This window comes from Caballeronia arvi (assembly GCF_001544695.2).
Taxonomy (GTDB): domain Bacteria; phylum Pseudomonadota; class Gammaproteobacteria; order Burkholderiales; family Burkholderiaceae; genus Caballeronia; species Caballeronia arvi.
Map to the genome: position 1 here is coordinate 38155 of NZ_FCOM02000051.1, position 20744 is coordinate 58898.

The 20744-nt window shown below is 65.2% G+C and carries 22 protein-coding genes; 12 read left to right on the plus strand and 10 right to left on the minus strand.

The genetic code is table 11. The features are described 5' to 3' along the window. Nucleotides 1-3: 3 nt before the first annotated feature. The 4 genes from AWB74_RS34345 to AWB74_RS34360 form a co-directional block, all read right to left on the minus strand. Nucleotides 4-651: a FecR family protein gene (locus AWB74_RS34345; RefSeq protein ID WP_061151068.1), complete on the minus strand. Its 648-nt coding sequence runs from the start codon at nt 649-651 to the stop codon at nt 4-6. A gap of 8 nt (nt 652-659) precedes the next feature. Beyond that, nucleotides 660-2426 (minus strand): ShlB/FhaC/HecB family hemolysin secretion/activation protein, encoded by a 1767-nt coding sequence (locus tag AWB74_RS34350; RefSeq protein WP_235024782.1) that lies wholly within the window; start codon nt 2424-2426, stop codon nt 660-662. Next, nucleotides 2399-4726 carry a two-partner secretion domain-containing protein gene (locus tag AWB74_RS34355; protein ID WP_235024783.1) on the minus strand — a complete coding sequence of 776 codons (2328 nt, stop codon included), beginning with the start codon at nt 4724-4726 and terminating at the stop codon, nt 2399-2401. Before AWB74_RS34355 ends, AWB74_RS34350 begins: the two co-directional genes overlap by 28 nt. 175 nt (nt 4727-4901) lie before the next feature. Continuing rightward, a complete protein-coding gene (locus tag AWB74_RS34360) occupies nt 4902-5819 on the minus strand; it encodes a LysR family transcriptional regulator (protein WP_061151096.1) in 918 nt (305 codons plus the stop codon). Nucleotides 5820-6044: 225 nt separating this feature from the next. Between AWB74_RS34360 and AWB74_RS34365 the strand changes: the two genes are divergently transcribed. The 3 genes from AWB74_RS34365 to AWB74_RS34375 all read left to right on the plus strand — a co-directional run bounded on the left by AWB74_RS34365 (nt 6045) and on the right by AWB74_RS34375 (nt 7257). Beyond that, entirely contained in the window at nt 6045-6383 is a 339-nt protein-coding gene (locus tag AWB74_RS34365) for a hypothetical protein (protein WP_061151070.1), read from the plus strand. Nucleotides 6384-6461: 78 nt separating this feature from the next. Continuing rightward, nucleotides 6462-6662, plus strand: coding sequence for a hypothetical protein (locus tag AWB74_RS34370; protein WP_061151071.1), 201 nt, complete (start codon nt 6462-6464; stop codon nt 6660-6662). 61 nt (nt 6663-6723) lie between these two features. Next, complete coding sequence (locus AWB74_RS34375) at nt 6724-7257, plus strand: cupin (protein ID WP_061151072.1); 534 nt, start codon at nt 6724-6726, stop codon at nt 7255-7257. A gap of 12 nt (nt 7258-7269) precedes the next feature. Here the strand turns inward: AWB74_RS34375 and AWB74_RS34380 are convergent, their stop codons facing one another. Beyond that, the gene (locus tag AWB74_RS34380; RefSeq protein ID WP_087039357.1) at nt 7270-8202 is read right to left on the minus strand and encodes a DMT family transporter; all 933 of its coding nucleotides are present in this window, start codon (nt 8200-8202) and stop codon (nt 7270-7272) included. A 368-nt stretch (nt 8203-8570) separates the two neighbouring features. On the opposite strand from AWB74_RS34380, the gene AWB74_RS34385 reads away from it, so the two are divergent. Together AWB74_RS34385 and AWB74_RS34390 are read left to right on the plus strand one after the other, a co-directional pair. Continuing rightward, the gene (locus AWB74_RS34385; RefSeq protein ID WP_061151097.1) at nt 8571-9035 is read left to right on the plus strand and encodes a DUF883 family protein; all 465 of its coding nucleotides are present in this window, start codon (nt 8571-8573) and stop codon (nt 9033-9035) included. A 106-nt stretch (nt 9036-9141) separates the two neighbouring features. Then, nucleotides 9142-9597: a response regulator gene (locus AWB74_RS34390; RefSeq protein ID WP_061151074.1), complete on the plus strand. Its 456-nt coding sequence runs from the start codon at nt 9142-9144 to the stop codon at nt 9595-9597. Nucleotides 9598-9645: 48 nt separating this feature from the next. Here the strand turns inward: AWB74_RS34390 and AWB74_RS34395 are convergent, their stop codons facing one another. After that, nucleotides 9646-9921, minus strand: coding sequence for a DUF1488 family protein (locus AWB74_RS34395; protein ID WP_061151075.1), 276 nt, complete (start codon nt 9919-9921; stop codon nt 9646-9648). A 206-nt stretch (nt 9922-10127) separates the two neighbouring features. Continuing rightward, a complete protein-coding gene (locus AWB74_RS34400; protein ID WP_061151076.1) occupies nt 10128-10352 on the minus strand; it encodes an FmdB family zinc ribbon protein in 225 nt (74 codons plus the stop codon). Nucleotides 10353-10491: 139 nt separating this feature from the next. Here AWB74_RS34400 and AWB74_RS34405 point away from each other — a divergent pair, with 139 nt between their 5' ends. Then, entirely contained in the window at nt 10492-11037 is a 546-nt protein-coding gene (locus tag AWB74_RS34405) for a DUF4142 domain-containing protein (protein ID WP_061151077.1), read from the plus strand. Nucleotides 11038-11088: 51 nt separating this feature from the next. Here AWB74_RS34405 and AWB74_RS34410 read toward each other — a convergent pair whose 3' ends face one another. Further along, nucleotides 11089-11790 carry a carbonic anhydrase gene (locus AWB74_RS34410; RefSeq protein ID WP_061151078.1) on the minus strand — a complete coding sequence of 234 codons (702 nt, stop codon included), beginning with the start codon at nt 11788-11790 and terminating at the stop codon, nt 11089-11091. 269 nt (nt 11791-12059) lie between these two features. On the opposite strand from AWB74_RS34410, the gene AWB74_RS34415 reads away from it, so the two are divergent. The 3 genes from AWB74_RS34415 (at nt 12060) to AWB74_RS34425 (ending at nt 15663) form a co-directional block, all read left to right on the plus strand. After that, nucleotides 12060-14645, plus strand: coding sequence for a tetratricopeptide repeat protein (locus AWB74_RS34415; protein WP_061151079.1), 2586 nt, complete (start codon nt 12060-12062; stop codon nt 14643-14645). Between the two features lie 117 nt (nt 14646-14762). Beyond that, nucleotides 14763-15086, plus strand: a complete 324-nt coding sequence (locus AWB74_RS34420) for a TFIIB-type zinc ribbon-containing protein (RefSeq protein WP_061151080.1) — start codon at nt 14763-14765, stop codon at nt 15084-15086. A gap of 70 nt (nt 15087-15156) precedes the next feature. Then, entirely contained in the window at nt 15157-15663 is a 507-nt protein-coding gene (locus tag AWB74_RS34425) for a CBS domain-containing protein (RefSeq protein ID WP_061151081.1), read from the plus strand. 19 nt (nt 15664-15682) lie between these two features. Here the strand turns inward: AWB74_RS34425 and AWB74_RS34430 are convergent, their stop codons facing one another. Both AWB74_RS34430 and AWB74_RS34435 read right to left on the minus strand, forming a co-directional pair. Beyond that, nucleotides 15683-17077 carry a glycosyltransferase family 9 protein gene (locus tag AWB74_RS34430; protein ID WP_061151082.1) on the minus strand — a complete coding sequence of 465 codons (1395 nt, stop codon included), beginning with the start codon at nt 17075-17077 and terminating at the stop codon, nt 15683-15685. A 516-nt stretch (nt 17078-17593) separates the two neighbouring features. Further along, nucleotides 17594-17851, minus strand: a complete 258-nt coding sequence (locus AWB74_RS34435) for a hypothetical protein (RefSeq protein ID WP_061151083.1) — start codon at nt 17849-17851, stop codon at nt 17594-17596. Nucleotides 17852-17946: 95 nt separating this feature from the next. Here AWB74_RS34435 and AWB74_RS34440 point away from each other — a divergent pair, with 95 nt between their 5' ends. The 3 genes from AWB74_RS34440 to AWB74_RS34450 all read left to right on the plus strand — a co-directional run bounded on the left by AWB74_RS34440 (nt 17947) and on the right by AWB74_RS34450 (nt 20569). Then, complete coding sequence (locus tag AWB74_RS34440; RefSeq protein ID WP_061151084.1) at nt 17947-18210, plus strand: hypothetical protein; 264 nt, start codon at nt 17947-17949, stop codon at nt 18208-18210. A 153-nt stretch (nt 18211-18363) separates the two neighbouring features. Beyond that, nucleotides 18364-19644, plus strand: coding sequence for a DUF3300 domain-containing protein (locus AWB74_RS34445; RefSeq protein WP_235024784.1), 1281 nt, complete (start codon nt 18364-18366; stop codon nt 19642-19644). Nucleotides 19645-19654: 10 nt separating this feature from the next. Continuing rightward, nucleotides 19655-20569, plus strand: coding sequence for a DUF2950 domain-containing protein (locus AWB74_RS34450; RefSeq protein WP_061151086.1), 915 nt, complete (start codon nt 19655-19657; stop codon nt 20567-20569). The last annotated feature ends 175 nt before the right edge of the window (nt 20570-20744 follow it).

Genomic DNA, 20744 nt, shown 5'->3' on the forward strand with positions numbered 1-20744 from the left:
CCGCTAACGGCACGCCGCCGACGGCAGCACCGGCGTCACGCGCGAGGCCGGCAGCACGCGAAACGGCAGCTGCGTACTGATGACGATCGCGCCTTCGCCCGCGCGCACGATCTGCCGGTCGACCTGATTGATGACGACGATCTGCCCGTCGTAGACGACGATCTGATCGCCCTTGCAATCCGCGTTGCCGCCCGGCTCGAGGTTCGCGCAGTCGGTCACGGAGTATTCGGTGCCGCGTATGCCGATGGTCGACGTCGGCGTCTTCACGCGATAGTTCTCGGGCTTGCCTTCTTTTGCGACGAGCCCGTCCACCGCGCGCAGCCCGCCTTTCACGAGCGACAGAAAACTGCGGTCTTCCTGCGGCGCGCTCGCCGCGTAGTGGAAGTCGTCGACGCGAAACACCGAGCCGGGCTTGAGATACACGCGCTGCTTGTCCGTGAAGATCATCACGATTTCGGAGCCGACGCCGGTCTGCACGGTGTCGCCGTTGTCGATGCCGCCGCCCACCGCCGCCACGCGCTGCGCGCCGCCCGACGACTGGATCGCGACATTGCCGACGAGCGCGGTGATCGTCGCGACGGGTTCGGCGCGCGCCGCATGCGCGGTCATCGCAAAGAGAAAGAGCAGCAGGAGGGAGCGGGCGCGCATCATGATCGGTCTCAGAAGGACTTCGTGAGCGCGACCCAGAAGCGGTTCGCGTGGCCGGTGCCGAGCGTCGGCGGCACGTAGCCCAGGGTGTGCGCGTAGGCCATCGACAGCAGGAAGTCATGCGGCGCGGCGAACGTCGCACCGACGCCCATGCCCGACAGCCGCACGTGATTCGTGCCCGGCACGACGGGATGCGTGACGATCTTGCCGTCCGCGGTATCGATGAAGCCCGACAGCGTGATAAGCACCGGCACGAGCGATTGCTTCAGCGTCTGCCGCACTTCGAAGGTCGCGATATACGCTTCGTCGACGGGCGCGTCGCCGGTGGCGTAGGCGCGCACCGCGTACGGCCCGCCGAGCGAGATCTGTTCGGAGGAATCCAGATTGTGCGAGCTCGCCTGCGCCGTGAGCGAGAAGTAGAGCTGCGTGCCGTTCGTCTGCGCGCCGATGACCTGCGTGTGCGTGAGCGCGAGCACGAACTTCGTGAACGCGCCGGCGATCTGCGACGCGACCTGTTCCGGCTGCGGCGACTTGAAGCGCAGGTTGCCTTGCTGGATGCTCGTATCGAATGTCGTGATGCTTTTTTCCAGCGTCAGATTGCCCGACAGCCCGAGGCGTCCGACATCGCTCGTCTTGTCGCTGACGGAATCGAACGCGCCGATATGATCCGACAGGAGCTTGTGGTCGTAGCCGAGCGTCGTGTACACGTTCGCCGACGGCGAGCGCAGGAGCGGATAGCTGAAGAACGTCGAGAACACGTTCGCGCTGCCGTAGGCGTCGAGTCCGTCGAACTGGCCGCCGACCGAATAGGTCGAGCGCGTATAGCCCACGCCCCACGCGAGCCCGCTGCCGCCCACCGGCACCGTGTAGCCGAGATTCCCATAGAACTGCCCGGTGATCGAGCCGAGCAGCCGCGCGGCGAGCTGATCGCCGATGCCGAGCGGATTGTTCCATTGCAGCGCGCCGATCAGACGCGCAGCGCCGGTCGTCGTCTGGCCGTAGTTGTCGGCCTGCACGCTGCCCGACAAGGGCCGCGCCTTCGGCACCTGCAGCGTCATGTCCGAAGTGCCCGGCAGCACACCCGGCGAGATCGTCGCGTTCGCGCCGGTCGTGCCGGCCGCGTCTTGTGCGAGCAGCGTCGCGCGGGTGAGGGCGTGCTCGTCGATGACAGCGCCGGACTTGAGCGGGCCGAGAAAGCGCCTGATGACCGAATCGCGCGTGCGCGACCGGTTGTCGATATCGATGCGCCCGTAGCGCCCCTCGCTCACCGCGATGCGCACGATGCCGTTGTCGATCTGCTGCGGCGGCACGTACGCCCGCGCGACCAGATAGCCGTGGCGGCGATAGTACGCGCTGATGCGGTCGGCGGCGGCTTCGAGATCGTCGAGCGAACGATTCGCGCCGACGACGGGCCGCAATACCTCCATCAATTCCGCAGCCGGGAAGAGCGTGTTGCCGGTGAAGTCGAAACCCTTCACCTCGAAGCGGATGCCGCCCGGCGCGCCCGATGGCGGCGCAGGCTCCGGCGCGGGCGTCACGTTCAGGCGCAGGTCGGAGGGCGGCGGCGGAACGGGCGATTGCTGCTGCTGTTCGCGCAGGATGCTGCCCGCGTTCGGCAGCGCCTGGGCCCGCGCATCGCGCATGTCGCGCGCGGCCGCCGCGACGAGCGTCGCGAACAGCACGGCGAGCCGGCGCGACGCCACGCGGCTGCGTCGTGGATGGGGGCCTGAGCGTCGCACGCGCCGCGCGCTCACATACGGCATACGTGACCGGGCCATGCGTCGTCCGGCAGGCGGCTGCCGTCGCTCGACGAATCCGTGCGCTGCTGCACGAGCGGCGCCGATTCCGGCTGGAGCCCCGCCGTCGCATTGGAGAGCGGCGCGGGGTTCATGGCGTCGGTGCGCACGGAATCGAGAATGCCGGGCACCGCCGCCACCGTCGTGACGATCGTTCCGGGCGTTTCAGGTGTCACGGGCTGCGCGGGTGTCACAGGCTGCACGGGCTGCACGGGCGTTATCGGCGGCAGCGGCGTGGGCGCCCCGGCGATGCGCAGCGTGCCGCCTTGCGTCGTGATCTTGTAGCCCGTGGGGCCGCCCGTCGCCGTGATCGTGATCGCGTATTCGCCGCTCGCTGCGCCGGGCGCAGCGCCCGTGCTCGTTACCGTGAAGACGAAGGGCTCGTGAACCTTCGGGCTGTCCGCGAACGCGTTGCCGTAGTTCGCGCCGTTGTAGCGCAGCGCGATGGTGACATCGTTCGGGCCGAGCGTGCGCGGCACATCGAAGGGCACGTCGATGTTCACCGCCGTCAGCGTCACCTGCTGAAGCGCCTTGAACGCGAAGCGGTTGCCCGGCGACGCGGCGGCGCGTGCATCGGCGCTGCCCGTGTAAGCATCGCCCCAGAGCGCGAGGTTGCCGCTTTGCAGGCCGCCGAACGCGGCGCCGTCCGGCGAGTCGGTGTAGACGATCCAGCGGCCGTTGGGCGCGGCGAGCGCGTGCGAACCCGCGCGGTTGTCGAAGGTCGCGGCGGCGAGCGTGATGGCCGTGCCGCTCGCGCGGGAGGTGACCGGCGCGGCGAGCGTGAGCGACGGCGCCGTAAGCGTCACTGCGCCGTTGGCCGACACGCCCGTCAGCCCCGCGACGCTGCCGATGACGAGCGGTGTGCTATCGGTGAGCATGAGCGATCCGGCATTCGCGGCGAGCGTGCCGATGCGGTTGCCCGCATTCGTCAGCCGATACGTCCCGCCGCCTTGCAGCGCGACTTTGGCTGCTTCGATCGGCGCGCTCTGCGTGACGGCGCGGGTGGTCGTCATCGAGAGCGTGCCGCGCGGCGCGCTGATGGCGGCATCGAGTTGAATGCCGCTTTGCCCCGCGAGCGAGAGCGTATTCGTGCCGCGCCACGCGACGGGGCCGTCAATCAGCACGAAGCCGAACGGTTCGAAGCCTTGCGGCGCGGCGGCGCTGATCGACACATTGGTCGATTCGAGCACGCGCGAAAGCGTCGCGCTCTGGATCGTGCCGAAGCGCCGTCCGAAGTCGTTGTCCGCGCCGACGAGCGCGACGAAATCGCTCGCGATGCGCCACGTCCCGGTTTGGCCGGTCACTGCCGCCGTCGTGATCTGCGCATCGGGCGCGACGCGCACCTGCGTGCCCGCCGTTTCGATGACGCCGCCGTTGCCGCCATTGGGCGCGGACGCGTCGAGCGTGCCGCCGACCTGCACGACGCCGGTGTCGGCGACGAGCCGGATCACGCCGTTCTGGTTCACGGCGCTGCGCGCGCGGATGACACCCGTGTTGTTCACGACGTTGGAGAAGAGCGCGTCTTCGGCACTCGCGGCGAGCCAGGCCTGTCCGCCATCGGCTTCGATCAATCCGTGATTGGCGGCGAGCGCATTCAGCGCGCCGCGCTCCACCGACAAGCCGATCATGCTGTGATCGCCGAGCGTGACGGCGATGCGCTCGCCCGCCGCGAGCGCGGCAAAGCCGTTGGGCGAATCGATCGTACCGGCGTTGATCGCACGCGTGCCGATCAGCGCGACATAGCCGCCCGGCGCGCTGCGGATCGTGCCGAGGTTGACGACCGCGGCGCCGTCGTCGTCATGCCGATGCCAATGCCAGTGCCGCCGTCCGCCAGCGAAGGTGTAATGGCCGTCCATGAAATCGCTTGTCGACAGATTGAGCGACGACGCCAGCAGCCCGCCGACATTCACCTGCGCGCCCGGCCCGAAGATCACGCCGTTCGGATTGACGATGAACACCTGACCGTTGGCGTCGAGCCTGCCGAAGAGCGCCGACGGGCGCGGCCCGGTGACGCGGTTGAGGGCGATCGCGTTCGCGCCCGGCTGATTGAACGTGATGGATTCGCCGGGACGCGTGCCGAACGAACGCCAGTCGATCGCGAGGCGATTGCTGTTTTGCTGGATGGTGGTGTTCGCGCCCGCGCTCGTGACCGAGCCGGAACCGGCGACGACGCGCGCGCCGGTCGGCTCCGCGTACGCGTGCGTGAAGGCCGCGGCGCAGAGCGTGGCGGTGCAAAGCCGAAGCGCGGGGGACCAGATGCTTGCGCGCAGAGTCTCGTTCATGGCAGCCGACTCCTTTCTGTTGCGGTGCATCGTCATGTAGCGATGCAGGCGCTCCATCAAGCAGTTTAGTGTTCCGAACCATGCTTGCAACTACGCGTTTAGAGAATGCGGCTCCGGCGGCCGTTCAGACAGCCAGACGCGCATTGGTATTAGGAATGCGATGTATCCGGACGCTTCAGACCGGCTCGCTCGCCAGCGTTCCTTCGACGAATTCGCGCAGGAACGTGATCCATGTGCGGATCTTCGCGTCTAGATACTGGCGCGACGCGTACATCGCGTAGACGGTCATCGTCTGGAGCGCCCACTCGGGCAGCACGCGCACGAGCGCGCCGCTTTGCAGCCACGGCAGCGCGGCGAGCATCGGCAAGGGCGCGATGCCGAGGCCATCGGCGAGCGCGGCGGCGAGCGCATCGGCGGAATTGACGCGCAGCCGGCCGGGGTCCAGTTCCAGTTCGACCTGTCCGCGCGGGCCTTCGAACGTCCATCGGTCGATGGGGAAAAACGTCGTCACCAGTTGCAGGCACGCGTGGTTCGGCAAGTCGTTGAGATCTTGCGGCACGCCCGCGCGCGCCAGATACGCGGGCGATGCGCAGAGCACGCTCGGCATCGAGCAGATTTTCGTGGAGACGAGCGCGGAGTCGGGCAGGGTGGATGTGGTGACCTGGAGGAACACGTCGAAGCCTTCGTCGAGCATGTCGGGCACATTCTGCGACAGCGTCAGCTCGACGCGCACCTGCGGATGTTCTTCCAGATAGCGCGTGAGTGCGGGCACGACGTAGTGCTGGCCGAAGGTGATCGGCGCGTGCATGCGCAGCACGCCGCTCGGTGAAAGCTGCGCGTTGCTCGCTTCGGCTTCGGACAAATCGACGAGTTCGAGCACTTCCTTGCAGCGGGCGAGATAGCGGTTGCCGGCGTCGGTGAGCGCAACGCGGCGCGTCGTGCGATTCAGAAGCCGTGTGCGCAGATGCGTTTCCAGCTCGGTGACGGCGCGCGATGCCTGCGCCGTCGTAATGTCCATTTGCTGCGCCGCAACCGTGAAGCTCGCCGCTTCGGCCACGCGCGCAAAAATCCTCATGCTTCGCAGTAAATCCATCGTCCCGCCATCCGTTTCGAGGAAGCCGGAACTATCCCACGGCGTCGCAAAGGCGCGCAACCCGCGCGGGTGACGACGCGCTGTGCGACTTCGTTTCAGCATTCACATCTGTTACAGGGCTTGTAACGCAGCGCCCGATGCGCGCGGCTAACATGGATTCATGGTCGCATATGAGTTCAGGATCGCATCGCGGTCTTCGTGACGGCCTTCTCAGAAGAGGAAAACATGAGCGCCAGGGGTTTGATCGGGGTGGCGGTGGGAGTAGGCGTTGCGCTGACCGCAGGGCTCGCCTGCGATGCCGCGATGGCGCGCGTGAGCGTGGGGATCAACGTCGGCGTGCCCGTCGCGCCGATCTATGCCGCGCCGCCGGTTTATGTCGCGCCCGCGCCGGTCTATATGGCGCCGCCGCCCGTCGTGTATCAGCCGGCGCCGGTCGTCGTCGCGCCTGCGCCGGCCATCGTCGTCGGATGGCATGGCGAGCGCTATTGGGATGGATATCGCTATTGGGGACGCCGCGACTGGTATGCGCATCACGGCGGGTATTACGGCTATCGCCACTGGTAAGCAAGGGGATTGCGGGAGCGGGACATCATCATGACAAATTCATCTCGAACTCGAAGCAGGGCGCGTGTTGCGCGCTCGATGACCGTCGCCGCCGCCCTCGTGCTGGCGGCGGGGCTCGGCGGCTGTGTCTACGCGCCGCCTTACGGTTATGCGCCCGCGCCGGCGTACGGTTACGCGCCCGCGTACGGCTATGGGTACGCGCCGGGGTATTACGCGGTGCCGTCGGTGTCGCTCGGCATCGGCTTCAGCAATGGCGGAGGGCACTGGCACGGCCACTGACTGATCCTCGCTGGAACACCGGTTGCTGCGCTTTTCTCGAATTTTCAGGAGGAAGCGCAAGATGGCTGAGCAAACCCTGAGCTTGCTGGCGCACGACGCGCGCTGCGAGCATTTCATGCTGCCGCCGAACGGCTGGGTGCCGAACAATACGCGCCTGCCGGTGCTCGTGTGGCGCGGCGCGATCGATGCCCGCACACCCGATGGCGCCAGCCGCTTCGAAGCCCTGTTCGCGCAGAACGGCTGGCCGCCGCAATGGCGCGACAGCGTCTTCGACTATCACCATTTTCATTCGACCGCGCACGAGGCGCTCGGCATCGCATCCGGCGACGCCGAGTTGATCCTCGGCGGCCCGCATGGACGCGTGATAGCGGTCAGCGCCGGCGATGCGCTCGTTCTGCCCGCCGGCACCGGCCATTGCCTGCTGGCGGCGGGACGTCGCTTTCAGGTGGTCGGCGCGTATCCGCCCGGCCAGCAATGGGACATTCGCCGCGACGCGATCAGCGAGCAGGAACGCATCGCGATGGAAGAGCTGCCGTTTCCGCGCTGCGATCCCGTCGCCGGGGAAGACGGGCCGCTTCTGCGTCACTGGAACTGAAACAAGGCCGTGTCACGCCTTTGCACGACGCGCGCCGGTCAGCGGCAGGCGTTTCACGACGCCCGTCGCGAGCGCGGTCCCGACGAGCACGATAGCGCACGCCGCCGCCATGCCCACCGACACGCGCTCGGCCAGAAACAACGCGCCCCACAGAATGCCGAAGATCGGAATCACAAAAGTGACGGTGATCGCCCGCGCGGGCCCGGCCACCGCGATGAGATGAAAGAACAGCATATAGGCGACGCCCGTGCACGCGACGCCCAGCCCGAGCACCGCGCCCCAGGCGGTCAGCGACACCGCGCCCGCGGGCCAGAACACGAAAGCGAAGGGCAGCAGCACGATCGTTGCCGCGCTCATCGTGCCGGCCGCGACCGTCAGCGAATCCACGCCCATCAGGTGCTTTTTCGTATGACTCGCGGCGATGCCGTAGCAGAGCGTCGCGGCCAGCGCGGCGAGTGCGGCGAGCGCCGTCGCCAGCGGCGACACGGCTACGGCGCTCGCGTCGTGCGCGAACATCTGGTCCCACACGAGCGCGAGCACGCCCGCGAAGCCGATCGCGAGGCCCGCGACACGCATGCGCGTCAGGCGGTCGTCGAGCCAGAAGAAGGCGACGAGCGCGCCCCAGAGCGGCGTCGTCGCGTTGATGACGGACGTGACGCCCGCCGACAGCGTGAGTTCCGCATAGGCGAACAGACAAAACGGCGCGGCCGAGTTCAGGATGCCGACGACGAAGAGCGGCCAGGCCCGCTCGCGCATCGTCGACAAGGCCTGTCGCGCGGTGCCGCGCAATACCAGCATCAGAAGCAGAAACGCCGCGCCGATGCCGACGCGCAAGGCCATCAGCGGCGCGACGCCGAGATCGGTCACGCCGACGCGGATGAACAGGAACGAGCCGCCCCACAGCGCGGCGAGAATGAACAGTTGAGCGAGATTGACGGGATTCATGGCGGGCTTCGCAGTAGGAGTCGAACGCGAAGCCATCGTAGCGGCGCGCGGGCCGCCAACGTTTCGGCCCGGCGTGAAACGAAAGATGCAGCGCTGGCGCTGCGGCTCATGCTGCGCCGCTTCTTCCGGACCACCTGGCCCGGCTTCGCTCTACGCCACGCATCGTAGGCGCGCGCGGGCAGCGCGGCAAACGAGCAATTCTCACCGTTATGTGAGAAAAATTGCCAACGGCCGCGCCGCCCGCGTAACGGTCGATGCGCAGCGACGGCGCGGGTTGCCCGGGCGTGGATTCGGTGCGACTCTTGCATCATCGAAAGGCGAACGATGTTTTTTGCAGCGCGATGGACGCAGTCAACTGGAGAAAAGCCGTGGACAATGCAAACGGGAGTGCATCTCCCATCCATAAGATGCCATCCGACGAGCCGCCGCTCGCGCGCCGCACGGTAGCGAGCGCAATGGACGCGGCGCTCTCGCCGGGCATGGGACAGGCCCAGTCCGCGAGCGTGACGCCGCTCGCGCCCGGCGCGGCGCACAAACCTCCGAAGTACGCGCCGTATCACGTACACGGCAGCGTGCTCGAAGGCGGCGATAGCCCGACGGTCCTCGCGCAACCGTCGTCCGCAATGGCTGAAGGGCAGGGCAGCCAGTTCCATCCCGCGCGGCCGGTGCCGCGGCGCATGCGAGTCGTGCTGACGGGAGCGCAGGATGTCGTCGCGGGGCGCTATCGCCAGGCGAAGGAAGGCACCGAGGATTTCGTCCATGAAAATCCGTGGAAGTCGATCGCGCTCGCGGCGGTCGGCGGAGTGATCGTAGGTTTGCTTGCGTCGCGGTAGCTGAGCGGCTGCCCAGACTCAGAAAAGTGAAAGCGCGCGACAGCGGGCCTCAACCTTGCTGGAATGGCGGTACCGGTGCATGCGTTCATCGCCGCGCCGGACCGACATGGAAGAACGATCGTACGACCTTCGAAGCGCGCGTTACGAAATCTGGAATCCGCATACCGTGTCGATTTCCGGTCCGCGGCGCGTGCTGGTCGTGCACTCGGAAGCGAACGTCGGCGATTCGTTCGCGCTCCTGTTCGCGATGCGCGGCTTCGAATCCGTGCAGATCGGCGATGCACAAGCCGCATTGCAGTTCGCCCGCCAGTGGCGGCCGCAGGTGCTGTTCGTCGATACGCTCATCGGCGAGCGGCGCGATCACGGGCTCGCGCACGCGTTGCGCGAAGCGCTGACGCAAAATCACAAGGAAGCTGAGTACCAGTTGCTGATCGCGATGGCGGCCGATGCCGAACGCGACCCGCGCGATGCACTTCGCGATGCCGGATACGACGGCTTCTGCAGAATTCCGTGCCCGGTCTGGTGGATGTTCGACGTATTGAAATGCTTCTATGCCCAATGACGCGGGCGGTGTTGCCGATGCATCGCCGCCCGCTCCGACGCCCGCGCGTCAGGTGGCTCGGGAAGCCTTGAAATCGTTGGTTTCCAGTTCGACCGACTGGCCGTGATTGCGCTCGAGCGCGCGCCGGGCCGCGTCTTCGATTTGCACGCGTCCTCCTTCGAACGCGGAGAGGAGATCGTGCGAAGACGTCCCGCTGTTGCCGAAGTGATCGTTGAGCGCATCGAGGGAGACGCTGCACCAGACCTCGCGTCCGTCCACCTTGGCCTCGAACGCGACACGCGCTGCCGCCACGACATGACGCCGCCCGCTGAACTCTATCGTCATCCTTATCACCTCCTGTTATTCGTTCGAAAACGCTCAAGCGCGATCATCGCGAAATGCGCAACAGCGCGCGTCGTGTGATGGCGAGGCCCTCGACTGCGCGCGGCCTTGCGCGCCGCGTACCGTCGTCTTGCATGATACGCCCGCGCTGCGCGGGACGTACTCCGCGCTGACCGTGCAATGGCCGTGCCCAGCGCGACAAGGAAACGCTAGCGGCAACAGAGACAGCCGCCGCGATGGGACATGCCGTAGCTGCCGGCGTCGTCCGTGCCGGCGCCGGACGCGCTCGAACCGCCGACGCTCGGCGCACCGATCGTGACGCGCGCGGCGGTCGCGCCGCAGCGCGGACAGGCGGCGGGTTCATCGCGCTCGGCGATGCGGCGGACGGCTTCGAATGCGCCGCAATCCGCGCATTCGTAATCGTAGACAGGCATGACGCTCCCACTGAAAGAAAGATGGCTCGATGAACGAGTGTAACAAGCATCCCGCACCCCTGATGCGCGAGCGCTCGCGCGGCGCCGTGGCATCGGCATTGCTGAAAAGATCGCAACATTCACTGCCTACGGAGGCCTCATGAAACGCAATGCAAATCTGTGTGCGGCGCTTGCCGCCAGCCTGATCGCCGTGCTGCCGCTGTCCGCGCTCGCGCAAACCCAGGCGGCCAGCACGACGATGGCCAACGACCTCGCGCCGACCGACAAGGCGTTCGTGCAGGCGGCGTCGTCGGCGGGATCGACCGAGATCGACGCCGCGAAGCTCGCCACGAAGCAATCGCAGGACAAGGACGTGAAGAACTTCGCGCATCACATGATGATCGATCACACCAAGCTCACGATGCAGCTCAAGATGGCCGCGCCGCACGGCGTGACGGTGCCGAAGGACAACTCGGACCCGGCAGTGCTGGATTCGCTCAAGCCCTTGCACGGCAAGGAGTTCGACGCCGCGTATATCCAGAAGGTCGGCGTCCAGGGACACGAGGAAGCCGTGAAGGCGTTTCAGACCGAAATCGATCAAGGCCAGAACGCCGATCTGAAGAAGGCCGCGCAGAAGGCGCTGCCGACGATCGAGAAGCACCTGAAGATGGCGCAGGATCTCGCCGCGAAAAAGGGCGTGCAGTAACGCGATGCACACCGCGCGCGTGCGATGCGCGCGCGGTCGGCTATTTCAACTTCAGCGCGCGCCCGCGCGCAGCATGCGCAGGCGCGCTTCCTCCAGCGACTGGAACTTGCCGTCGGCTTCGTCGAACACCGAGACCTTGCCGCGCCCGATGTCGTAGACCCAGCCTTGCACCTGCAGCTTGCCGAGCGCGAGATGGCCCGCGACCGCCGGATGCGTGCGCAGATGCGTCAGTTGCAGGCGAATGTTTTCCTCGACCATCGCGGCAACGATGCGTTCCTCCTCCAGCTTCCGCGCCATCACGACGCTGCGCGCCGCTTCGGCATTGCGCAGCCAGGCGTGAACGGTCGGCATTTCATCGGCGATGGTCGCGCCCGACGCGAGACCCTTCATCGCGCCGCAGTCCGAGTGTCCGCAAATCACGATCTGCTTCACGTTGAGCGCGAGCACCGCGAATTCGACGACGGCCGACACACCGCCGAGCATTTCGCCATATGCCGGCACGATATTGCCGATGTTGCGGCACACGAAGAGCTCGCCGGGGCGCGTCTGCGTGATCATTTCCGGCGACACGCGCGAATCCGCGCAGGTGATGAACAGCGTATGCGGCGCCTGCTGATGCGCGAGGCTCTTGAAGAGCGCTTCGCTGTCGGGGAACACGAGGCGGCTGAAGTCGTCCGCGCCCTGCAGCAGGTACAGGAGATCGCGCGCCTCGGCGTCGTCGCGTGCTTCGCTCATCGTGGATTTGTCGTGCATGGTGGGTCGCCTTTTTGGTGCGGTCACGGGCGCGCCCGCGCGCCGTCTCAAAAACGAAGCTTGCGGGGTTTTGAGATGGATCGCAAGTCGGCGTTGCAGGTGCCGGCCCGGACTCGCCGATTTTGCGATATCTGCACCGAGAAGCAGGTTCCTTTCGCTTTGCGGAGCGCTTTAAGTTTATTGACAAATTGGCCGCGCGGATCTGCTAGTTTTACTTCTGTTCGAGAACATAAAAACCCCGACAAACGGGCTCACTGCAGTAGTCAACCATGTCATTCGATCCGAATATTTACCAGTCGGCAGTCGTGCATTTCTCAGGCGGCCGATATCACGAAGCGCTGACGACGCTGAGCGCCATGCTCGAAGCGAGTCCGACTCATCCGGAAGCGCTGAATCTCGCGGCGACCTGCTGTTATTGCATGAATCGGCACGCCGAAGCCGAATCGCACTGGCGGCGAGCGATTTCGGAGAGTCCCGAAGTCGCGGGCAGCTACAGCAATCTGGCAAACCTTCTCCTGGCGCAAGGCCGTCTGTCAGAGGCCGAATCGATATATCGGCAAGCCATACGGATAAAGCCCGATTTCGCGGAAGCGCATTACAACCTCGGAAATCTGTTGAATCAGCTTGGCCGTCCCGAGGAAGGCGAGGCGGCGCTGCTCGATGCGATCCGCGTCAGGCCCGAATTTGCCGAAGCGCATTTCAACCTCGGCAACCTGTGCAAGGAGCAAGGACGCGCGCACGATGCCGAGCGCGCGTTTCGGGCGGCGATCGCCGTGCGCCCCGATCATGCCGAGGCCTACAACAATCTCGGCATTGTGCTGCGCGAAACCGGGAGGCCCAGGGAGGCAAGAGCGGCGCTGCGCCGGGCCGTGGCGTTGCAACCCGGTTCTGCCGAATCGCATCTGAACCTTGGCCATGTCTTGCATGATGCGGGCCAGGCAGGTCGGGCGCTCGCCTTCTATCGGCGAGCGGCCGATCTGCGACCCGACTATCCGGAGGCCTGGCTGAGCCAGGGCGCTGCGGCGCATACGCTCGGACGCCCGCGCGACGCCGAGTCCGCGTTCCGCGCATCGCTCGCCATCCGCGCAGACGATGTGCAAGCGCTGAGCGGACTCGGTCTGGCGTTGTCGGATCAAGAACGTTTCGCCGACGCCGAGGCGGTGTACCGTCATGTGCTCGAACTCGATCCCGGCAGCGCTATCGCACGCGGCGCCCTCGGCCACACCTTGCATCAGCAGGGACGGGCACGCGAAGCCGAAGCGGCCTACCGTACGGCGCTGGCGGCGCGACCCGACCTCGCCAGTCTTCATTACAACCTGGCCGGGCTCCTGGGCGAGCAGCAGCGGCTGCACGAAGCGGAGGCAGCCTACCGCAGCGCAATCGTGCATAAACCGGACTATCCCGACGCACTCAACAATCTGGGCCGGATCGTGTGGCAGCTCGGACGTTTGCCCGAAGCGGAGGGGATCCTGCGCCGTGCGCTCGTGCTCCGTCCAGACCATTCCGACGCGCACAACAATCTGGCTTGCACGCTGAAGGACATGGGCGCGATGGACGAAGCCATTGCGGGATTCCGCCGGGCCGTTACCTGCTCGCCGGCCAACAAGATTGCGCATTGCAACCTCAACTACGCGCTGACCTACCACACGGAGGATCCGCGCGAGATTCTCGACGAATGCCTGCGCTTCGCCGCGTACCACGAGGCGCCGTTCCTGTCCGAGAGGGTGCGGCATCCGAACGACCGCAACCCCAACCGACGCTTGCGCATCGGCTACGTCGCGCCCGATTTCAACACGCATTGCCAGTCGCTGTTCACGTCGCCGGTCTTCGGCGCGCACGATCACGAGGCATTCGACATCGTCTGCTACTCCAGCACAACCAGGACAGACGACGTCACCACGTCGATGCGCGCGAAGGTCGACCTCTGGCGCGATGTGCACGAACTCTCCGACGAAGCGCTTGCAAAGCTCATTCGCGACGACCGCATCGATGTGCTGATCGACCTGACCTTGCACATGTCGCGGTGCCGCCCATTGCTGTTCGCGCGACGGCCCGCGCCGGTGCAGGTGCAGTGGCTGGGCTATCCGGGCACGACGGGCAGCAGCGCGATCCGTTACCGGCTGACCGATCCGTGGATCGACCCGCCTGGCCGCCCGGATGTGGACGCGCGCTATAGCGAGCGCTCGATTCGCCTGCCCGAGACCTTCTGGTGCATCGACCCTCGCGTCACGTCGACGGAAGCGCCGAAGGTCGGGCCGCTGCCGGCTCTCGCAAATGGCCACATCACGTTTGGCTGCCTGAACAATCCGTGCAAGGCTTCGGAGCGCACGCTGCGGATGTGGGCGGCGGTGCTGGCGGCACTGCCGCACGCGCGGTTCCTGCTCCTCGCGCCGCATGGGGCACGTGAGCGTTTGATCGAGCGCCTGAGCGCGCTCGGCACCGAGACAACGCGCCTCGAATTCGTGAATTACGAGTCGCGCGATGTCTATCTTCAGACGTATAACAGGATCGACATCGGCCTCGACACGTTTCCCTACAACGGTCACACAACGAGCCTCGAGGCCTTGTGGATGGGCGTGCCGGTGCCGTCCCGCGCGGGGGAGACCGCGGTCAGCCGGGCCGGCCTCAGCTTCCTGATGAACCTCGCTCTCGGCGATCTCGTCGCGCATGACGATGACGCGTACGTGGACATCGTCAGCCGCCTCGCCGCCGATGTGCCTCGTCTGACAGATCTGCGGGCAACGTTACGCCCGCGCCTCGAAGCCTCGCCGATGATGGACGCTCCGCGCTTCGCGCGTCATCTCGAGCAAGCGTATCGAGATATGTGGCGGGCGTGGTGCGACGCGCCTGATTGAAGCAAGTCGCCTTCTAGCTTCGGTTTTTCCGAAGTAACGCCCCCGAAAACTCGCATTTTTCAATGTCGAACCTTCCGTTAGATTGTTTTCATTGAAAGCAATCAGAAAGGAATCGACATGAAATGTCCCGTATGCCCCGCCACGGAACTGTTGATGACCGTGCGCGAGGGCATCGAAATCGACTATTGCCCGCAGTGCCGCGGCGTGTGGCTCGACCGCGGCGAACTCGATCAGATCATCCGCCGTGCGGCGCAGGCGTCCATCGAGGATGCGCAGGCCACCGAGCGCGACGCGTGGCGCGAGCGCGAAGACACGCGCGAACACGATCGCGAGCGTCGCCCGCACCGTCACGGCGAATACCAGTACGGCGATCCGCGTGGCAAGCACACGCATCCGCGGCGCAAGAAATCCTTCCTCGGCGATCTTTTCGACTTCGATTGAATGCGTCCGGCGCGAGGTTCATCGACGAGTTTTTCGATTCGGCAACTGAAACAGCAACGGAGAACGGCAAATGGCAACGGTGAAACAAGTCCTGAAGGCGAAGATCGACACGACGGTTCATACGATAGACGCCGAGGCGAGTGTCTTTGAAGCGGTCGCGCTGATGTCGAAAGCGGAGGTCGGCGCGCTCGTGGTCATGGTGGGCGATGCAGTGTGCGGCATCGTCACGGAGCGCGACTATGCGCGCAAGGTGATCCTGCAGGACAAGGTTTCGCGCACGACCACGGTATGCGAAATCATGACCGCGCCCGTCATGTTCGTGAGCCTCAGGACGAGTTCCGAAGACTGCATGGCGCAGATGACGCAGCACCGCATCCGTCATCTGCCGGTGATCGAGGGCGGCAAGCTCGTCGGCATGATTTCGATCGGCGACATGGTGCGGCATCTGATCGAGGAACAGCAGTTCGCCATCGACCAGCTCGAAACCTATGTGCGCGGCGCGGGTTCCGAGATGCCGACGTGCGCGCTCACGCGCAGGAGCGCGATCCCGCAAACGCTCGCGGCGCGCTTCGTCTGAGCCGGGGAGGCCCGGCGATTCAGCCGGGCAAGTGTGCGGATGCGAGAAGCTGCTGCAGCTTGCGTACGACATCGTCCCAGTCGCCCATGCGACCCGCGCGTACGAGCTGCATCGACGGATACCACGGTGTGCGATGCGGATCGCGCTCGTACCGCCAGTCGGCCATCTCTCCGTTGAGCAACAGATAGTTCGGCTTGCCGAGCGCGCCGGCGAGATGGGCGAGGACACCATCGTTGCCGGCGAACGCATCGAGCCGGTCGAGCAGGGCGGTCGATTGCGCGAGCGAAATCGACGGGTTGAGCGTCGTGAAACGGTCGAGATCGGCCGAGCGCGGATCGTTCAGCCAGCGCTTGCGCTCGAAGCCGCGTTGCATGACGACCCAGTGAATATCGTTCGACGCGTCGAAGAGCGGATCGAGATGCGCCAGCGTGAGGCTCTTTCTCGCGTAATTGTCCGGCGATTCGCACGACGACCAGAAGATGCCGACACAGCGCCGTCCACGCGCGCGATGCCGGATTTCGTCGACGATCGCATCCACTGAGCCCGGCTCGGCCGGCTCGATATGGCGCTCCGATGACGCGTAACCAAGCACGGGAAAGAGCGAAGTAAAGAGAGCGAAAGGATCGGTCCACTGTGCGACGCCGGGCGCCACGGTAAAGCCGGCCGCGCGCAGGGTTTCGGCGTACTTTGGCTGTTCGGCCTCGGGCATGGCGAGGCGAAAGTGCCGATCCGAACCGTCGGAGCATGCGATCCGCACGCCGAGCGCCTGGAGCGCGCCGGCGTAGCGTGCCCAGTTCACCTGATCGCCATAACCTGATGCGATCGAGGTGATCGTCAGGTGCTCGGGCAGGGCGCGTTGCCCGCACCAGTACTGCTCGACATCGACGTGCGGAAACAGCACGCGCCGCGCCTCACGCGACGACCAGTAGCGATGCATCAGTTCGACGCCGCTGGCGATGCCGTTGAGGCGCATCGCGCTGCGTCCCTGATGATGACCGAGCACATACGTCGAATGCATGTCGAGACCCTCGGCGCTCAGTTGCAGCACACGCTCGTCCTCGCCGACGTAATGCCAGCCGTATACGCGCCACAGAAAGCCGACCAGCGGCTCGTTGGACGACTTGAGCACCTGATACTCGACCATGCTGAGCGCGATCTCCTTGAGACCGAGATGCGCGCACGCATCACACAGGCAGTGGAGCTGGAACCTGAATGTGTCAGAGAGCCGGGTGAGGTTGCAGCAGATCTCGAGTGCCCGCATGAACTCTCCAGCACGCAGGTGCGTGACCGCGCGCCAGTGCCAGTGTTCGGGGGTGTGGCCGTCCTGCGCATTGCGTTCGTCGAGAAAGCGGAAGCATTCCTCGATTTCGCCGGCGTAGAGTTTTTGGGATAGCTGCTCGTAGTTTTCGATCATGGGTATGCGCGCCCGATTTACCGGAGCGGAATTATTGCGCGCCCGCGTGCGGCGGCGCACCTCACGTCGACCGTTCTCACCAAAATTTCAAGACTTTGCGTAAAGTTTTGATAAGTCGACAGTTCTTGAAATACTTGTGCGCGTTTTGTTGGATTGATTATAGGTGTCGGTGGCGAATGGTCATGACGAGGTCACGTCCCCAGCGATGAAGAGGCCAGCAGGCTTTCGCACCTGGCCTGCGCAACATCGAGAAGGATTGCAGGAGGCCATCGACTGAGACCTTTAAAAACGTTCCCGCCGCTGACAGGTGTCCGCATTGCACATTCAGCGCAGGTCCAGTGGAACCGCCACGGCCACGTTCATCTGCCGCCGCCGGATTGCCTTGGTCATCGCCTTCACGGGCCGCCGGCTGCTTCTCGGAGCGTGCCCCAAAACGGCCACACCGATTTGGTGATACGCGCGCCACGATCCTTCGACCTTGTGCCCGTTGATTTCCCTCGGATCGCACTCGCCCGGTCAATATTTGATGTCTCTCGCGGTCTGACGCCCTTGCTGCTTCGTCTGGCGCTTGTCCTGCCTGCAATGCGCGTTCGATTGCTGATTGGCGGCGCGGCAGTCGTGCTTGGTGTGCCGGGAGTCCTGGCGCGTATCCTGACGGACGTCGCGCCCGGCGCGGCGTTGTTGCGCCTGCTGCGTCGCCCCAGACACATCCGGCCCGGAGCAGACGAGGATGGCCGTGGCGAACGCGACGAGCCTGAGTGTGCGCGCGAGCATGATGTGAGCTCCAAAAGATCAGCCGGGACGTCCTGGATGTTCTGCACCAAGATACCGGCATCGTCGACCATTGTGAATCGACTCTTGCGACGACAATGCTCGACGGCAAGCGGCGCAACCATCCCGCCGATTGGATAGGAATCGTCGATGCCGTCGAGCAGACGCGGTTGCATCGACTGGAGCAGGCGCCCGTGAACGCGTTCGAAGTCATCATCGCAGGCTCTTCGGTTGTACTGGGCAGCGTGCAGACGAGCCCCATTGATCTGTCGAACGCAGTTCCGAATTTCTTCGGCGCGGGAATCGGTTCGACCACCGAGTATGCGGGCGGCAAGGTGCGATGGTGTATTACCGGCGCCTGATGGGCGACCGGTGGCCAGTCCCATCGTGATGCAGCGCGGCACGCGCAATCAACCGACTTACGGTGTCGGGATCGCCTATGCTTTCCGATGAGTTGCCGAAAACCGTTCCGCGACCTAGAACATGCTTGTACGGCAGTGTCGATGGTGCCCGACATGCGTGACTCCTTCTGCATGCTTATCATCGCATTCACCGCGCTGACCGCAGGCGGATGCGCAGCCCCGCAGACGCCTGCGGAGAGCGGTGTGCCGCCTGTCGCCCGGACACCACCCGCGAGCGGTGCGCAACCCGCTGCTCAGGCGCCCGCGACAGTCGGGACGCAAACCGTCGCGATGGATTCGGCCTCGCTCGACATGCTCGTCGGTCCGATCGCCCTCTATCCCGATGACCTCATCGCGATCATTCTTCCTTCGTCGACTTATCCGGTCGAAATCGTGCAGGCCGACCGGTTTCTCGAGCGCAGAAAAACCGACAAGAACCTGCCGGTCAACGAAGCATGGCAAGACCCCGTCAAGGCGCTGCTGAATTATCCGGAAGTCGTGAAGAAGATGAGCACCGACCTCGACTGGACTGTGGCGCTCGGCGAGGCGGTGGTCGCCGATCAGAGCGCCGTGCTACAGGCCGTGCAGCGTTTCCGACGTCAGACGCAATCGGCCGGCAATCTCAAAACGGATGACAAGCAGACGGTGGTCGTCGAAAAGGAAGTCATCAGGATCGTGCCGTCGAATCCTGAGGTCATCTACGTGCCGCAATACAACCCGTCGACGGTCGTCATCAGCAGCCCGGCGCCAGTTTATTCCTACTGGCCCGCGCCTTATCCGGTCTACTACTATCCCTACGCGCCGGGCGCGGCGTTCGCGACGGGCCTCATCTGGGGCGCGGCAATCACGGCGGCGTGGAACGGCGGGCACTATGTGTCGCACTACGAGGGCGGCAACAATACGATCAACATCAACCGCGAAGGCAACGTCAACCGGGCCGACGTCAAAAACGAACTGAGCAACCGCGCTCAGAACCGCTCGGCCAACGGAACCGCTTCGTCTCAGCGCTCGACGCAGTGGCGCTCGGAAAAGAAGCCCGGGCAGGTGTCGGGCACCAGCACGCGCGCATCGGCGCAGCGCGTCGGCGATGCTCCGTCGCGCGCCAATGCCGGCAACATCGGCGCGTCCGACAGGGGCGGCGCGCGCGGGGCCACGCAGGGGCCGACGGCCGCACAGACGCCGCGCTCGCAGGGCGGGGGCAACTTCCAGGGGCGCGGCGGGGATGCGTTCAGCGGCTACGGATCCGCCCAAGGCGCGCGGGCGGACAGTGCGCGCGGCGCCGCGAGCCGGCAGTCGATGTCGGGCGGGCAGGGCGGGCGCAACTTCCAGGGCGGCGGGTTTTCCGGCGGCGGCGGGCGCGGTGGATTCGGCGGCGGCCGTATGGGCCGTCGCTAGGAGACGTCACATGAACATGCTGTCTCGTCGATTCGCTGCATGCCTGATCATTGCGATGCTCATCGTCCCGCTGCGCGTGCTTGCCGTTGATCAGCAACGGACCTTCGCGACGCCGGACGAAGCGGTCAGCGCGCTCGAACAGGCGTTAAAGTCGGATGACGATGCCGCGCTCATCGCGATCTTCGGCAATGCGCACAAGGAACTCGTCGTGACGCCGGATGAAGCCGAGAATCGCCAACTGCGCGCCAATGCGCTCGCCGAGTTCAATGCGTATCACATGCTGGAGGAAACGTCGCCGGACCGCCGCATCTTGCGTATCGGCGACGAAGCGTGGCCGATGCCGATTCCGCTCGTCCGCGAGCATGGCGTCTGGCGCTTCGCAACCGAACAGGGTGAGCAGGAAGTGCTGGACCGGCGTATTGGCGCGAACGAGCGCGAGGCGATCAAGGTGCTGCGCGCGTACATCGATGCACAACGCGAATACGCGACGCGCGATCGTCTGGGCGATGGCGTGCTCCAGTACGCGCGCAGGCTCGGCAGTTCGCCTGGCAGGCACGACGGGCTGTATTGGCCCGCCGACGAATCGAAGGGCGAGGAGCCGAGCCCGTTCGGTCCATTGATTGCCGCCAGTGCGAACTACTTCAAGGATCGGAACCCCGGCGACGCGTATCACGGGTATTACTTTCGCATTCTCACGCGCCAGGGCAAGCACGCGCCGGGCGGCGCTTTCAACTACATCATCAACGGGCGCATGCTGGCGGGTTTCGCTTTGGCCGCGTACCCCGCGCAATTCGGGGCGAGCGGCGTCATGACCTTCATCGTCAACAACAACGGCGTCGTGTATCAGAAGAACCGGGGTGCATCGGCGAAGCCGCTGACCGAGTTCGATCCAGATGCATCCTGGATACGCGTGCAGCAGCCTTAATAGCCGCCGGTTGAAAACCCGACATTTCTAATGAACTCAAACCGGACATTACTAAAAAGCCCTGACAAATAATATCCCCGCTAAGTTCAAATGTCGTACCGCCGGCTAAATAGAGATGTCGGGTTTTGAACGGATGTTTTGCTAGCTTTCTTTAGTTTTTGGGGTTGGGGCGGCG